General features: G+C 63.9%; 12 protein-coding genes. 7 read left to right on the top strand and 5 right to left on the bottom strand.

Features of this window, described 5'->3' with window-relative positions; genetic code table 11:
* Positions 1-39: 39 nt before the first annotated feature.
* Together Q1V43_RS04725 and Q1V43_RS04730 are read left to right on the top strand one after the other, a co-directional pair.
* Positions 40-633, top strand: a complete 594-nt coding sequence (locus Q1V43_RS04725; protein ID WP_300514754.1) for a lysophospholipid acyltransferase family protein — start codon at positions 40-42, stop codon at positions 631-633.
* A gap of 205 nt (positions 634-838) precedes the next feature.
* Positions 839-1780: a phosphatidate cytidylyltransferase gene (locus tag Q1V43_RS04730; RefSeq protein ID WP_300514565.1), complete on the top strand. Its 942-nt coding sequence runs from the start codon at positions 839-841 to the stop codon at positions 1778-1780.
* A gap of 57 nt (positions 1781-1837) precedes the next feature.
* Here the strand turns inward: Q1V43_RS04730 and Q1V43_RS04735 are convergent, their stop codons facing one another.
* Both Q1V43_RS04735 and Q1V43_RS04740 read right to left on the bottom strand, forming a co-directional pair.
* Positions 1838-3013 carry an acetyl-CoA C-acyltransferase family protein gene (locus Q1V43_RS04735; RefSeq protein ID WP_300514568.1) on the bottom strand — a complete coding sequence of 392 codons (1176 nt, stop codon included), beginning with the start codon at positions 3011-3013 and terminating at the stop codon, positions 1838-1840.
* Positions 3014-3142: 129 nt separating this feature from the next.
* Entirely contained in the window at positions 3143-3604 is a 462-nt protein-coding gene (locus tag Q1V43_RS04740) for a MarR family winged helix-turn-helix transcriptional regulator (RefSeq protein ID WP_300514571.1), read from the bottom strand.
* Between the two features lie 131 nt (positions 3605-3735).
* On the opposite strand from Q1V43_RS04740, the gene Q1V43_RS04745 reads away from it, so the two are divergent.
* Positions 3736-4920: an MFS transporter gene (locus Q1V43_RS04745; RefSeq protein WP_300514573.1), complete on the top strand. Its 1185-nt coding sequence runs from the start codon at positions 3736-3738 to the stop codon at positions 4918-4920.
* A gap of 82 nt (positions 4921-5002) precedes the next feature.
* Here Q1V43_RS04745 and Q1V43_RS04750 read toward each other — a convergent pair whose 3' ends face one another.
* Complete coding sequence (locus Q1V43_RS04750) at positions 5003-6304, bottom strand: DEAD/DEAH box helicase (RefSeq protein ID WP_300514576.1); 1302 nt, start codon at positions 6302-6304, stop codon at positions 5003-5005.
* A gap of 358 nt (positions 6305-6662) precedes the next feature.
* Between Q1V43_RS04750 and Q1V43_RS04755 the strand changes: the two genes are divergently transcribed.
* Positions 6663-7685 carry an aspartate-semialdehyde dehydrogenase gene (locus tag Q1V43_RS04755; protein WP_300514578.1) on the top strand — a complete coding sequence of 341 codons (1023 nt, stop codon included), beginning with the start codon at positions 6663-6665 and terminating at the stop codon, positions 7683-7685.
* Between the two features lie 275 nt (positions 7686-7960).
* On the opposite strand, the gene Q1V43_RS04760 is transcribed toward Q1V43_RS04755, so the two are convergent.
* Positions 7961-8737: a FadR/GntR family transcriptional regulator gene (locus tag Q1V43_RS04760; RefSeq protein ID WP_300514580.1), complete on the bottom strand. Its 777-nt coding sequence runs from the start codon at positions 8735-8737 to the stop codon at positions 7961-7963.
* 323 nt (positions 8738-9060) lie between these two features.
* Here Q1V43_RS04760 and Q1V43_RS04765 point away from each other — a divergent pair, with 323 nt between their 5' ends.
* The 3 genes from Q1V43_RS04765 to dld all read left to right on the top strand — a co-directional run bounded on the left by Q1V43_RS04765 (position 9061) and on the right by dld (position 14009).
* A complete protein-coding gene (locus tag Q1V43_RS04765; RefSeq protein ID WP_300514583.1) occupies positions 9061-10122 on the top strand; it encodes a TRAP transporter substrate-binding protein in 1062 nt (353 codons plus the stop codon).
* Between the two features lie 111 nt (positions 10123-10233).
* A complete protein-coding gene (locus Q1V43_RS04775; RefSeq protein WP_366146205.1) occupies positions 10234-12312 on the top strand; it encodes a TRAP transporter large permease subunit in 2079 nt (692 codons plus the stop codon).
* A 14-nt stretch (positions 12313-12326) separates the two neighbouring features.
* On the top strand, positions 12327-14009 hold the full coding sequence (gene dld / locus Q1V43_RS04780; protein ID WP_300514586.1) for a D-lactate dehydrogenase: 1683 nt from the start codon (positions 12327-12329) through the stop codon (positions 14007-14009).
* A gap of 27 nt (positions 14010-14036) precedes the next feature.
* Here the strand turns inward: dld and Q1V43_RS04785 are convergent, their stop codons facing one another.
* Positions 14037-15029 (bottom strand): helix-turn-helix domain-containing protein, encoded by a 993-nt coding sequence (locus tag Q1V43_RS04785; RefSeq protein WP_300514589.1) that lies wholly within the window; start codon positions 15027-15029, stop codon positions 14037-14039.
* Positions 15030-15083 lie beyond the last annotated feature (54 nt).

Raw genomic sequence — 15083 nt, forward strand, 5'->3', positions numbered from 1 at the left:
AAAGGCTGGGTCGCCTGGATCGCGGGCGAAGCGATCGTGATGTTCGCCCGTCTTCTGACGGCGGTGCGCGGGGTCTGGTCGGGCACCGGCCCCACCCGGCGTCAGCGCGTCTATTTCGCCAATCATACCTCCAACGGGGATTTCGTGCTGGTCTGGGCGGTGCTGCCTCCTGCGTTGCGATACCGCACCCGACCGGTCGCGGCCGCGGATTACTGGTTGACCTCTCCGCTGCGCGCCTTTGCCGGGCGCGACGTGTTTCGCGCGGTGCTGATCGACCGCAATCCGGAGGTGCGCGAGGACGATCCGGTCAGCCAGATGATCACGGCGCTGGACGAAGGATCCAGCCTGATCCTCTTCCCGGAAGGCAAGCGCAACATGGGGGACGATCCCGCCCTGCCCTTCAAGTCCGGGCTCTATCATGTGGCAAGAAACCGGCCGGAAATCGACCTGGTTCCGGCCTGGATCGAGAACATGAACCACGTGATCCCGAAGGGCGAGATCATGCCGGTGCCGCTGCTCTGTTCGGTCCGCTTCGGGGACGCGATCCACCTGAGACAGGGCGAAGACAAGGCCACTTTCCTCGAGCGCGCCCGCACCGCCCTGGTGGCCCTGTCCGAGGAGGGCGGCGCATGAGTATTTCACCGCCCTTGTCCGGCCCTGGACCCGACACCTCCGCCAGGCAAGGTTTTTATGGAATGTCTTCACCTGCGGGGCGGGGGGAGCCGCGCGTCGCGCGGCGTCGCGATGCTCCATCCTTGAGCCTTCGGCGAGGATATTTGGGGAAAGATGAAAGGGGAAGCCTGTCTCCGACTGCGGGCCTTTCCCTGGAGGGTGACAGATGAGCACCACCCCTGAGTTCGGCATTCTGGCCCTCGCGGCCCTGGGCCTGTTGCTGGTCGCCTCCCTGATTGGCGAGTTGCTGCAATCGCGCCTGTCCCCCGAGGGCGAGCATCCCGAGGTAGAGGCCTATATGTCGCGCATCCATTCCTGGTGGGGCATGGCGCTGCTGCTGGGATTGGCAGGGTTGTTCGGGCGGACCGGGCTGATCGTGCTCTTTGCGCTCATTTCCTTCGCCGCCCTGCGTGAATTCCTGTCACTCACCGCCAAGCGGCGGGCGGATCACTGGGCACTTGTCACCGCCTTCTTTGTCATCCTGCCGGTGCAATATGTGCTGGTCTGGATGGACTGGTACGGGATGTATTCGATCTTCGTTCCGGTTTATGCCTTCCTGTTCCTGCCCATCGTCTCGGTCCTGCGCGGCGACACGGACAGGTTCCTGATGCGTGTCGCCGAGACACAATGGGGGCTGATGATCTGTGTCTTTGCGGGCTCGCATATCCCCGCGCTTCTGGCCCTGCCGATCGAGGGGTTCGAGGGGCGCAACCTGCTTCTGGTCATTTTCCTGGTGCTGGTGGTGCAACTGGCGGATGTGATGAGCTACGTGGCAGGGAAAGTGTTTGGGCGTCGTCCGCTGGCTGCGGGCCTGTCGCCGTCGAGAACCCGGGAAGGGTTTTTCGTGGCGACCCTTGCGGGCGGCGTGATCGGCGCGGGGCTCAGCTGGATGACACCTTTCGGACTGGCGGGCTCCGCCGCGCTGGGTCTGGTCGTTGCCGCACTGGGTCTGATGGGCGGGCTGGTCCTGTCGGCAATCAAGCGCGACAAGGGGGTGCGCGACTGGGGGCATCTGATGGCCGGACATGGCGGGTTCATCGACCGGCTTGACGGGGTGGTCTTCGCCGCGCCGGTCTTTTTCCACCTCGTGCGCTACGGCTGGACCTGAGGCGAAACGAAGGGGACCGCGCAGGGGACCGCGCGGCCCGTGGGCTGTGATCGGGGATCAGATCCGTTCTATGGCCAGGGCGATCCCCTGCCCGCCGCCGATGCACATGGTGATCAGTGCCCGTGAGCCGCCGATGCGCTCCAGCTCATACATTGCTTTAACGGTAAGGATCGCACCGGTGGCCCCTACCGGGTGTCCCAGAGCAATCGCGCCGCCGTTCGGGTTCACCTTGTCCGTGTCCAAGCCGAGCCCGCGATTGACCGCGATGGCCTGGGCGGCGAACGCTTCGTTCGACTCGATCACGTCGAAATCCTCGACCGCGAGCCCGGTGCGTTTCAGCAGCATCTCGACCGCGGGGATCGGGCCGATGCCCATGACCTCGGGACGCACGCCCGCGTGGGCATAGCCGATCACCCGGGCGCGCGGGGCCAGACCGGCGGCCCGGGCTGCTTCCGCCCGCGCCAGCACCAGCGCCGCCGCACCGTCGTTGATGCCCGATGCATTGCCCGCCGTCACCGAGCCGTCCTTCTTGAAGGCCGGGCGCAGGCCCGCCAGGGTCTCTGCGGTCGTGGGCTTGGGGTGTTCATCGGTGTCGAAAGCCACCATCTCGCGGCGTTTCTTGACCTCGACCGGCACGATCTGGTCCTTGAAGTGCCCCGCTTCAACGGCCGCAGCGGCCCGGCGTTGGCTTTCCATCGCGAAGGCGTCCTGATCCTCGCGGCTCACCCCGTGTTCGGCCGAGACATTTTCGGCCGTAATTCCCATGTGCCCGGTGCCGAAGGGGCAGTTCAGCGCGCCCAGCATCATGTCCTGGGCACCCACGTCGCCCATCTTCTGCCCCCAGCGCGCGGCAGGCAGGATGTAAGGCGCGCGGCTCATGTTCTCGGCCCCGCCGGCCAGGGCGAAATCCGCGTCACCCAGCGCCAGGGTCTGTACCGCCGAGACGAGGGCCTGCACGCCCGAGCCGCAGAGCCGGTTCACGTTCATCGCAGGCGTGGTGTCAGGGATGCCTGCCTCCATCGCCGCGACGCGGGACAGGTACATGTCGCGCGGTTCGGTGTTGATGATATGACCGAAGGTCACGTGATCGATCTGGCCCCCTTCGACCCCGGCCCGCGCCATGGCTTCGCGTGCCACGAGGGCGCCCAGCGCCCCGGGCGCGGTTCCCGCCAGGCTGCCTCCGAATGTGCCGATGGCCGTGCGCACGCCGCTCAGAATGACGATATCATCCATTGGAAATCCTCCAGTGTTCCGCAGTTGCGCAGACCCTGCCACAGGGGCGGGGAGCTGTCGCTTGTGACGCTCCGTCAGGGAATTGACCGGAAACCGTGACGTTCCGTCAAAGACGTGCGGGGGGAGGGCTCAGCCGTCGATCAGGGGATCGCGCGCGGCTTCGTTCAGGCTACCGACCAGGCGGCGGAAGGTCTCGTCCTCCGAACCGATGGCCTCCAGCAGCCGCTTTTCATAGCGCCGTGCCACAGGCGTGAGGTCGGCAATCATCGACCAGCCCTTTTCGGTCAGGCTCAACTCGACCAGACGGCGGTCGGTACTGGACACGACCTTGGTCACATATCCTGCCTCCTCAAGCCGGGACGCCGCGCGGCTGACCTTGGGCTTGTCCATGTTCACCCGCTCGTGGATCTCGCGAACGCTAACCGCGCCGCCGCGCGACAGATGCGCCACAACCCGCCATTCGGCGACCGAAATCCCGTAGGCTTTCTTGTAGTGGCGCGCAAAGCCGATACTGACCCGCGCCGCCAGCACGGAAAGCTGGTAGGGCAGGAACGTGTCCAGATCGAAGTCGGATTTAGGCGTGTCGGTCATACGCAAGAAAGCACATGAATCGTTGCGATTTGCAAGGGTTCTTGCGGACCTGTCTTTCGGAGCGCATCCGGGGCTTGCATCCGCCTTGGTTCCAGTGTGTTCTTCGCCGGTTGGCGCAATGGAGACATGAGATGCGAACCGGGCTGATCTTTCTGGTCCTGGCCTATGTGCTGAGCCAGTTCTACCGCGCCTTCCTCGCGGTCATGGCGCCCGTTCTGGGCAGCGACATCGGCGCCTCCGCCGAACACCTGTCGCGCGCCTCGGGCTTGTGGTTCATCGTCTTCGCCGTAATGCAGCTGCCGGTCGGCTGGGCTCTGGACCACCTTGGTCCGCGCAGGTTGGCAGCGGGGTTATTGGCCTTCGGCGGCGCAGGCGGGGCGGCCCTGTTTGCGATGGCGCAGGGGCCGGGTCATGTGCAGATCGCGATGATGCTGATCGGCGTGGGCTGCTCGCCGGTGCTGATGGCTTCCTATTACATCTTCGCGCGCATGTACCCGCCCGCGGTCTTCGCCTCGCTGGCAGGCGCGGTGATCGGCATCGGCGCGCTTGGCAATATCGCCGCCGCTTTGCCGATGGCCTGGGCGGTCGAGACACTGGGCTGGCGCGAGACCATGTGGGCCCTGGCCGGTATCACCCTGGTCGTGGCGGGCGCGATCCTGGTCTTCGTCACCGACCCGCCCCACGCGCGCGACGAGGGCGCCCCGAAGGGGTCGCTTCTGGACCTGCTGCGCCTGCCCGCTCTCTGGTTCATCCTGGTGATGATGTTCGTGAACTACACCGCACCGGCCGGGCTGCGTGGGCTCTGGGCTGGACCTTTCCTGGAGGACGTGCATGGCATGGGCGCGGAAGGCATCGGCTGGGTCACTCTGGCGATGGGACTGGCCATGGTGGTCGGAAACCTCGCCTATGGCCCGCTCGACCGGCTGTTCGGCACGCGCAAATGGGTGGTCGTCGTGGGAAATTCCCTGGCATTGGCCTGCCTGGTTCTGCTCTGGGCTGCGCCGACGGCCAATGTCTGGGTCATTACCGCGCTCTTGGCGGGGATCGGATTGTTCGGTTCGAGCTTCCCGGTGATCATGGCCCATGGGCGCAGTTTTTTCCCGCCCCAGCTGGTGGGGCGCGGCGTGACCCTGGTCAACATGTTCGGCATTGGCGGTGTGGGCCTGTTCCAGTTTGCCTCGGGCAGCGTCTTTGCCACCGCCAGTGCCGGGGCAGCGAACCCGACCGCACCCTATCAGGCTGTATTCCTGTTTTTCGCGGTGCCACTGGCGCTGGGGATCGGAGTCTATCTGTTCAGCCGCGATCGCGTGGACTGACAGCGCCTGCTGCTCTGGCAAACCTACAGGGTTTTTGCCGGGTCGAGCCGTAGCCGGGGGCAGGCCCCCGGCAGATCACGGATCAGGCCGCCTTGCTGCGGCGACGGCGGCGGCGACGGCCACCAGATTTGCCCTCGCCGCCTTCCGGCCGCGCGGCTTTCGCTGGTTTCGTCGCGGGTTTGCCTTGCGGGCGACCGCCCCGGCGACCACCACCGCCGCCCCGGTTCTGGCTCTGCACCCGTTTCTCGACCTCGGGTTCTTCGCCGCCCAGCACCGGGATCGAGATCTTCATCAGCTTCTCGATCTCGCGCAGCGGCCCCATATCCACTCCGGCAACCAAGGAGATCGCATCCCCATCCGCCCCGGCCCGCGCGGTGCGGCCAATGCGGTGCACGTAGTTTTCGGCCACTTCTGGCAGGTCGAAGTTGAACACATGGCTCACCCCGGGAATGTCAATCCCACGCGCGGCCACATCGGTGGCGACCAGCACACGTGCATCGCCGTCACTGAAGGCCTTCAGGGCGCGTTCACGCTGTCCCTGGCTCTTGTTGCCATGGATCGAAACGGCGGCAAAACCGGCCTTGACCAGCTCTTTCATCAGCCGCTCGGCACCGTGTTTGGTCCGCGCGAAAACCAGCGACAGGCCCGAAGGCTCGTCCGCCAGGTACTCCTTCAACAGTGCAACCTTCTCCGGCCGGTCCGGCACGAAATGCACCCCCTGGGTGATCTTGTCTGCGGCCTTGCCCGGGGGCGTGACCTGCACCTTGACCGGATCTTTCAGAAAGGCGCGACTGAGCTCCTCCATCTGCTTGGGCATGGTGGCGGAAAACAGCATGGTCTGGCGCGGGGTGCCGATCTGCGGCGCGATCTTGCGCAGAGCGTGGATGAAACCCATGTCGAGCATCTGGTCCGCCTCGTCCAGCACCAGAAACTGCGCGAGGTCAAGCCGCACGGCCTTCTGGTCCATCAGATCGATCAGGCGGCCGGGCGTGGCGACCAGGATGTCCACGCCGCGTTCCAGCCCGCGGATCTGGCGGTTGATGGAGGTGCCACCAACCACGGTCATCACCTTCATACGCGTGCCCTGCACATAGAGGTGCAGGTTCTCGGCGATCTGGTTCACCAGCTCGCGGGTCGGCGCCAGCACCAGCGCCTTGATGGATTTCGCCACCGGCTTGCCCGGATGGGTCAGCAGCTGGTGGATCAGCGGCAGGCCGAAAGCGGCGGTCTTGCCGGTGCCGGTCTGGGCCAGGCCCATCACGTCACGGCCTTCCAGCACCGGCGGGATCGCGCGCACCTGTATCGGGGTCGGGGTTTCATAGCCGGCCTCGGCCACGGATTTCAAAAGGCTCGGGTCGAGCCCGAGATCTGCGAATTTTGTCATAGTCATCTTTCTGGCGCGCACGTCAGGCGCACCGTATGTCACGGTCACGGGGTCTTGCCCCGTAGGTGGGTGCGGCCGAGCGCTCGCAAAGGGGCCTCGTGCCCACCTTGCCGATCTGGCCGTCAGTACCCCCGCGTGATCTGGGAACCTGTCTGGCGCATCTTGCGCCCAATCTTCCGGCCATGGCGCGTTTGCGCGCCGGGCTGTTCACGCCCCAGCGGGCCGGAATGTGCCTCCATTACAGCACAGAAATGTCAAGTCAACGTAAATCAGCGCCCCGCCCCCTTCCCCAAAGGCACAGTTTGGGCTAAACCCCGCCCGTCTTGAGACAGACAGACTCGTAAAAGGAGACCCCGTAATGGGCTATAAAGTCGCCGTCGTCGGCGCCACGGGCAACGTGGGCCGCGAAATGCTGAACATCCTGGCAGAACGCCAGTTCCCCGTGGACGAACTCGCCGCGCTTGCTTCGCGCCGTTCGCTCGGCACCGAAGTCAGCTTTGGCGACACTACCGTGACCACCAAGGACCTGGACACGTTCGATTTCGCGGGCTGGGACATTGCGCTCTTCGCCGTGGGGTCCGAAGCGACCAAGACCTATGCGCCCAAGGCGGCGGCGGCCGGCTGCGTGGTGATCGACAACTCATCGCTCTACCGTTACGACCCGGAAATCCCGCTGATCGTGCCTGAGGTGAACCCGCAGGCGGTGCACGGTTACAAGAACAAGATGATCATCGCGAACCCCAACTGCTCGACCGCGCAGATGGTGGTGGCGCTGAAGCCCCTGCATGACCGCGCCAGGATCAAGCGCGTCGTGGTGTCGACCTACCAGTCGGTGTCGGGTTCGGGCAAGGACGCGATCGACGAGCTGTGGAACCAGACCAAGGGCATGTATGTCCCCGGTCAGGAAGTCGAGCCCTCGGTTTACCCGAAACAGATCGCCTTCAACGTGATCCCGCATATCGACGTCTTCATGGATAGCGGCGACACCAAGGAAGAATGGAAGATGATCGCCGAGACGAAGAAGATCGTCGATCCCTCGAGCAAGGTGACTGCGACCTGTGTGCGCGTGCCGGTCTTTGTCGGCCACTCGGAATCGATCAACATCGAGACCGAAGAGTTCCTGGACGAGGACGAAGCCCGCGACATCCTGCGCGAGGCGCCGGGCATCCTGGTCGTCGACAAGCGCGAAGCGGGGGGCTACGTCACCCCGGTCGAATGCGTGGGCGACTATGCCACCTTCATCAGCCGCATCCGTCAGGACGTAACCGTGGAAAACGGCCTGAACCTGTGGTGCGTCTCGGACAACCTGCGCAAGGGCGCTGCCCTGAATGCGGTGCAGATCGCCGAACTGCTGGGCCGTGAGGTTCTGAAGAAGGGCTGATCCGCAGGGGCAAAGACCCCGGACAGTGAAGCTGAAAGCCCCGCTCAATCGAGCGGGGCTTTCTTCTTTGGGGCGGTGCGCCAGCCGTCGAACCGCAGCGACAACCGCGTTGACCGGGCCACGGATTGACAGGTGCGCACCCGTCCCGCCGTGATGTCGGCGTCCTCCAGCGCGCCCGTGCCACGCGAAGCACTTGAAACTCACGCACCACAAAGCTCCAATTGTGTGAACATCAGCCTGCTCGCGCCTCATGTCGAGCCGCGCGTTCAGCCGCCTCAGGTCATCGATAAGCGGCGACGTTTGGCGGCCCGTTCCTCGCGCGCGGTCTGTTCCTGCCAGCGGCGGAAGCTTTCTTCGACGAAATCCAGGTGATCGCGCGCAGCCGCCTCGGCGCGGTCCGGGTCGCCCGCCAGGATCGCTTCGATGATCTCGCGGTGTTGCTCCAGAAGCTTGCGCCCGGTGCCATCCATGGTGCGCAGGAAGGCGCGGTTATAGAACAGCCCCTGCCGTGTCAGATCATAGATCGAGGCCATCATGTGGATGAACGTGGTGTTCTGACTGGCGTCGACCACGGCCACGTGCAGCGCCAGGTCGGCCTCCTGACTGGCCTCGGCATCCCCGTCTTCCCACGCCTTCTGCAGCGCTACGAGGATATCTTTCAACCGCGCCTTGTCGGATTTCGTTGCCCGTTCCGCAGCCAGGCGGCTGGCAAAGGCCTCCTGTTCGCGCCGGTATTCCAGATAATCGTAAAACGCGCGCCCGTGCCGGGCATAGAGCGCCAGAAGCGCCGGTGACATGGCCCGCCCGGACAGGGCCGCGATGAAGGTGCCGTCACCATGGCGCACATGAACCAGCCCGCGATCTTCCAGCGTCTGCAACGCTTCGCGCAGCTTCGGGCGTGACACGCCCATTGCTTCCGCCAGCTCCCGTTCCGAGGGCAATTTGCGCCCTTCCTTGAGGATCCCGTCAACGATCATCGACTCGATCTGATGCACCACGGCATCGGCAATCGATTCGTGTCCGACCGGGTCGAAGGGGCTGGTATCGCTCATCGGACATGCCTCCTGTCTGGCGCCACCTGGCGCGAGGTTGTTCTAAATATTTACCAGCAGCGCGAAATTTTTCAAGTCCCCGAATTCAGATACCATGTGGGGTGTTTTTCTGGGTATCGCTTGTAATAAAAGGAAAATATCAACCAAAAGAGCATTCCGCTTGTCGGTGAAGAAAGGGGCGCGGCTCGCCAAATACAGCCAGATTGGTAAATAAAGTTGTTGACCTAAATTAGTGGTAAGTTTTATTTACCAACCCCATGCCGCACATGTCGGCGCCGGGAAAAGCCGTGGAGGCGGCTTTGCGACCACTCTGGAGGAGAGACATGAAAAATACCCTGACTTCGCTGGCCATTGCCGCCACCGTACTGACCACCGCAACCACAACGGCGGCAAACGCCGCTGAAAAGCTGCTGTTGAAAACACCGATCGCCTTCTCGACCGCCCTGCCCGGTCTGGGTTCGCCGATCCCGCGCGTTGCGGAACAGCTCGACCTGATGTCGGGCGGCACCCTGCGCATGAAAGTCTATGAGCCCGGCAAGCTGGTGCCGCCGTTCGAAATCCTGGACGCCGTCAGCTCGGGCAAGATCAACTCGGGTTACACCACCGCCGGTTACTGGGCGGGCAAGATCCCGGCAGCCCCCCTGTTCTCCGCCGTGCCATTCGGCCCGGAAGCAGGCGAATACATGGCCTGGCTCTACTACGGCAACGGCCTGACCCTGTACCAGGAAATGTATGACCAGGCCGGCTACAACGTGAAGGTCATCCCCTGCGCCGTCATCGCGCCGGAGACCTCGGGCTGGTTCAACAAGGAAATCAACAGCCCCGAGGACCTGAACGGGCTGAAAATGCGCTTCTTCGGACTTGGCGGCAAGGTGATGCAGCGCCTCGGCGTGGCGACCAGCCTGCTGCCGGGCGGCGAGATCTTCCCGGCGCTGGAAAAGGGCGCGATCGACGCGACCGAGTTTTCCATGCCCGCCATCGACGCCCGCCTGGGTTTCCACAAGCTGGTCAAGTTCAACTATTTCCCCGGCTGGCACCAGCAGGCGACCGTGTTCGAACTGCTGCTGAACAAGGACGTCTGGAACGAGGCCACCCCGCAGCATCAGGCGATCATCGAAAACGCCTGCAAGGCCTCGATGACCGACAGCTTTGCCGAGGGCGAAGCGATCCAGTACGCCGCCCTCTTGGACAATGTCGACAACAACGGCGTGACCATCAAGACCTGGTCGGATGAAATGCTGGCCACATTCCGCGAGAACTGGGAGGCCGTGGCCCAGGAAGAAGCCGCCAATGACGCCTTCTTCGCCAAGGTTCTGACCGACCTGACGACCTTCCGCGACGGCTATGCGATCTGGAAGGAAAACGCCTTCCTGCCGCGTAAGTAATTTTCACTTGCGCCAGCGGGGCGGCGCCCTCCTGCCGCCCCGCACCCCATTCGTTTTTTCCTTTTTCCTGATCCCGCGTGAATTTCGACGCCATTGCCTTTGGAGGAGACCATGGCCCAGACCCCGAATATCCACGAAGTGGACCCCACCGATCCCGTCGATGTGTTCGAACACATCCTCGAACATGAAGACCGTGACACCCAGGCGACGGCCGTCGCCATCGACAAGACCGTCAAGGGGATCGGCAATATCGTCATGTGGGCCAACCTGCTGTTGGTGGCGGCGATCGTGACCCAGGTCAGCCTGCGCTACCTGTTCAACCTGAACTTTCCCAAGCTCGACGAAGTCCAGTGGCATTTCTACGGGCTGGTGACGATGGTCGGCATCTCCTACGCACTTATCACCGACAGCCACGTGCGTGTCGATATCCTGCACATGCAACTCTCGCGCCGGGCGCAGAGGGTGATCGAGGTGATCGGCATCCTCGCGCTGCTGTCGCCCTTCATCTACCTGATGATCGATCAGGGCTGGGACTACTTCTATGAGAGCTGGCGCGTGAACGAACGTTCCGACAGCCCCACCGGGCTGCCTGCGCGCTGGGCCTTCAAGGCGGTAATCCCGGCCAGTTTCGTGCTGCTGGCGCTGGCGGCGATTGCCCGGCTGGTCCATGACGGCCACGCGATCATGGTGAACCACGCCGAAGAGCGCCTGGGCCGCGACCTGCGGCTGATCTTCTGGGCGCTGGTCGCCTTCGCCGTGGTCGCAACCGCGCTGACCTTCGTGGTGGAAACCACCGAGGAAAAGCTGGTGATCGCGATGTTCCTGACCTTCATCGCGCTTCTGTTCACGGGTTTTCCCGTGGCATGGACCCTGGCAGGCGTGGGCGTGGCCTATTGCGGGCTGGCCTATCTGTTCGACAACGACCTGATGGCCTGGACCGGGTTGGAAAGCACTTTTACCGGGCTCGACTACCTGACGCTGGGCGCGGTGGTGAACCGGGTCTACGCGACCATGTCCAACGCGGTTCTGGTCGCCCTGCCCATGTTCATCTTCATGGGGCTGATGCTGGATGAAAGCGGCGTGGCCGAACGGCTGATGACCTCGATGCAGCGCCTGTTTGGCACCGTGCGCGGCGGGCTTGCCATTACCGTGACTATGATCGGCATCATTCTGGCGGCCTCGACCGGCATCATTGGCGCCTCGGTCGTACTGCTGGGCGTGCTGTCGCTGCCGTCGATGATGGAGCAAAAATACTCGCCGAGCCTCGCCGCTGGCGTGGTGTCGGCCTCGGGCACGCTGGGCATCCTGATCCCGCCCTCGATCATGCTGGTGATCATGGCCGACCAGATGGCCCTGTCGGTGGGCGATCTGTTCATGGCCGCGGTATTTCCGGGCATCATTATCGGCGCGCTTTATCTGACCTACATCTTCATCATCGCCCTGCTGAAACGCGACGTGGCCCCGGTGCCCGAAGGGGCAACCCGCCCCGACTGGGCCGCGATCAAGGACGTGGCTATAGCCGTCCTGCCGACCCTTGGCCTGATCCTGGCGGTGCTGGGGTCGATCTTTGCGGGTCTCACCACGCCGACCGAGGCCTCGGGCATCGGCGCCCTGGGTGCGACCCTGCTGGCGCTTGGCTATCGCAAGCTCACTTTCCGCAAGCTGGTCAACGTGCTCAAGGCCACCTTCAACACCACCGCCTATATCTTCGCCATCTTCCTGGGCGCGACCGTGTTCAGCTATGTGCTGCGCGAACTGGGCGGCGACCAGTTGATCGAGGACATGATCCACGGCGCGGGCCTCGGCCCCACCGGCACGGTCTTCATCATCCTGGCCATCGTCTTCCTGCTGGGCTTCGTGCTGGACTGGATCGAAATCACCCTGATCGTGCTGCCGCTGATGCGCCCGATCGTGAACGGGCTGGGTCTGGACATCCCCGGCTTTGACGCCATCGATGAACCGGCCCTGATCTGGTTCGTGATCCTGGTGGCGGTGACGCTCCAGACCAGCTTCCTGACACCACCTGTGGGCTTTGCACTCTTTTATCTGAAAGGCGTCTGTCCGCCAGAAATCAAGCTCACGGACATCTACAAGGGCATCATCCCCTTCGTGATCCTGCAGCTGACCGGGTTGCTCTTCGTTTTCCTCTGGCCCGCGCTGGCAACATGGTTGCCCTCGGTCGCCTACTGAGGAACAGTGGCCCCATGACCGAGCAAGAGTTGATCAACCGGCTGAAACAGATCTGCGGGCGGCGGCACGTGCTGACTGGCGCCCGGCGCACCGCGCGGTTCCGCAAGGGGTTCCGATCGGGCGAAGGCGAGGCCTTGGCCGTGGTGCAGCCCGCAACTCTGCTGGAACAATGGCAGGTGCTCAAGGCCTGCGTGGATGCCGACAAAATCGTCATCATGCAGGCCGCCAATACCGGGTTGACCGAAGGCTCCACCCCCAAGGGCAGCTACGACCGCGACGTGGTGCTGATCAACACGCGACGCATGGATGGGCTGCAGCTGATCCGGGATGGCGCGCAGGTGATTTCCTTCCCCGGCGCGACCCTCTTCGCACTGGAAAAACTGCTGGCACCTCTGAAACGCCAGCCACATTCGGTGATTGGCTCGTCCTGCATCGGGGCATCGGTCATGGGCGGGGTCTGCAACAACTCGGGCGGATCGCTGGTGGAACGCGGGCCCTCCTACACGGAACTGTCGCTTTATGCGCGCATCACCGAGGGCGGGCAACTGGAGCTGGTCAACCACCTGGGCCTGGACCTGGGCGACACGCCCGAGGAAATCCTGACCCGGTTGCAGGACGGCGACTATACGGAGGCGGATGTAACCACCGACAACCGCAAGGCCTCGGACACGGATTATGCGCGCCGGGTACGCAATGTCGACGCCAACACGCCCGCGCGGTTCAATGCTGACAAGAGCCGCCTCTACGAAGCCGCCGGCTGCGCAGGCAAACTTGCGGTCTTTGCCGTGCGGCTCGACACCTACCCAATGAATGCCTCCGAGGTGAGTTTCTACATCGGCGCCCCGGAAACCGGCGCCCTGGGCGATCTGCGCCGCGAAATTTTGTCGGGGTTCGAGACCCTGCCGGTCTCGGCCGAATACATGCACGAGGAGGTGTTCGACCTGTCCGACCGTTACGGCAAGGACACGATGGTGATGATCGACAAGCTGGGCACCGACCGCCTGCCGATGTTCTTCGCCCTGAAGGGCGCGGTTGATGCGCGGCTGTCCGGGGTGCCGGGGCTGGCGAATCTCACCGACAGGGTCATGCAGACCCTGTCGCGGCTCTGGCCCGATATCCTGCCCAAACGCATGCGCGCGTTCCGCAAGAAATACCCGCACCACCTGATCCTGAAGATGCGCGATGGCGGCGTGGCCGAGGCCCGCGCCCTGCTCGAGCGCATGAAGGCTGCGGGCGCGCTGGACTTTATCGAATGCAACGCCCGCGAGGCCAAGATGGCCGGGCTGCACCGCTTTGCCGCCGCGGGGGCCGCCGTGCGCTACATGAACGTGCACCAAGGTGAGGTCGAGGACATCATCGCGCTGGACATTGCGCTTCGCCGCAACGACCGGGACTGGTTCGAACGGCTGCCCGCCGAGATCTCCGATCAACTGGTCAGCAAGCTCTATTATGGCCATTTCATGTGCCACGTGCTGCATCAGGACTATATCGTCAAGAAGGGCGCGGACCCGGTGGCGTTGAAGGCCAAGATGCTGGAAATCCTCGATCAGCGCGGCGCGGAATACCCGGCCGAGCACAACGTCGGGCATCTTTACCCGGCGAAACCGGATCTGGCGGATTTCTACAAATCGATCGACCCGACCAACAGCCTGAATCCGGGTATCGGCAAGATGTCCCGCAACAAGCATTACAGCTAAGTGAAAGGGGCGAAATGCGCCCCTTGATCACGCAACCTGACGGGTCTGTTCCAACCGGAAAGCACGATGCCGCAGGTCGCGCGGCGTGGCGGAATAGACCTGTTTCACACAACGCGTCAGATGCGAGGGCGTGGCAAAGCCCGTGACCAGAGCGACCTCGGCCAGGGGCAGGCTGGTGCGGGTCAGCAGCTCATGCGCCTTTTCGGCCCGCAACACGCGGTAGATTGCCAGCGGCGTTTCCTTCAGCACATTCATGAAGCGGCGCTGCAACTGGCGCGGCGAGACATGGAGCTGGCGCGCAATATCGTGGATCGACTGCGGGTTTTCCAGGTTCTGCTCCATCAGGTCAAGACAGCTGGCCACCACCCGGTCCCCGCCCGAGCGGCGGCGGATGTCCAGCGCAAAGGGGCTGCGCGCCTGCTCGGGCCCGCTGTCGATCCCGACATATCCCGCCAACGCCGAGGCAGAGAAATCGCCGTGGGCCACACGGAAATGATCGAGAAGAAGCTTGATCGCGGCAAGCGGGCTGATTGCGCTCTGAATGCGGCCTTCGCGCAGATACAGGTCCGTGGGCGCGCCGGCCTGCAACCCTTCTTCGCCTGCGGCCAAGGTGAAATTCGGGTGGATCGCCAGGGTCGTATCCTGTTCGAAGGCCGATCCGCTCAACAGGAAAACCGCGCCGCCCACCAACACGCTGGTCTGGCTGAGGTTCATGATCTGCTGCGCGCGTTGCCACAAGGCACGGTCGGTCTGCCAGCGCGACTGGATGTCGCCCAGGAAGATCACCATGCGCTGGCGCCAGGGAGTCGGATCACCGATCGGCGCGTCGGACAGGTGGCGCATGTCGAGCATATAGTCCGCCTCGCTGATCAGCTCATTGGCGGCGCGCAACAGTTCGGCCAGGACCTGCGCGTGAAAACGGGGCACCCCTTCGGGCAGGATGATGGTCACGCCTTGCACATCCGGTCGGGTCGAGGTCACGGCCGGGCTGCCGGGCTTGAGCGCTTCGAGATAGGACATGGGACCTCCATTCTGCCGGGGTGGACAGATCTGCCCGTCCGCACCGGACAGATC

The organism is Aliiroseovarius sp. (genome assembly GCF_030148435.1).
Taxonomy (GTDB): Bacteria; Pseudomonadota; Alphaproteobacteria; order Rhodobacterales; family Rhodobacteraceae; genus JASBTN01.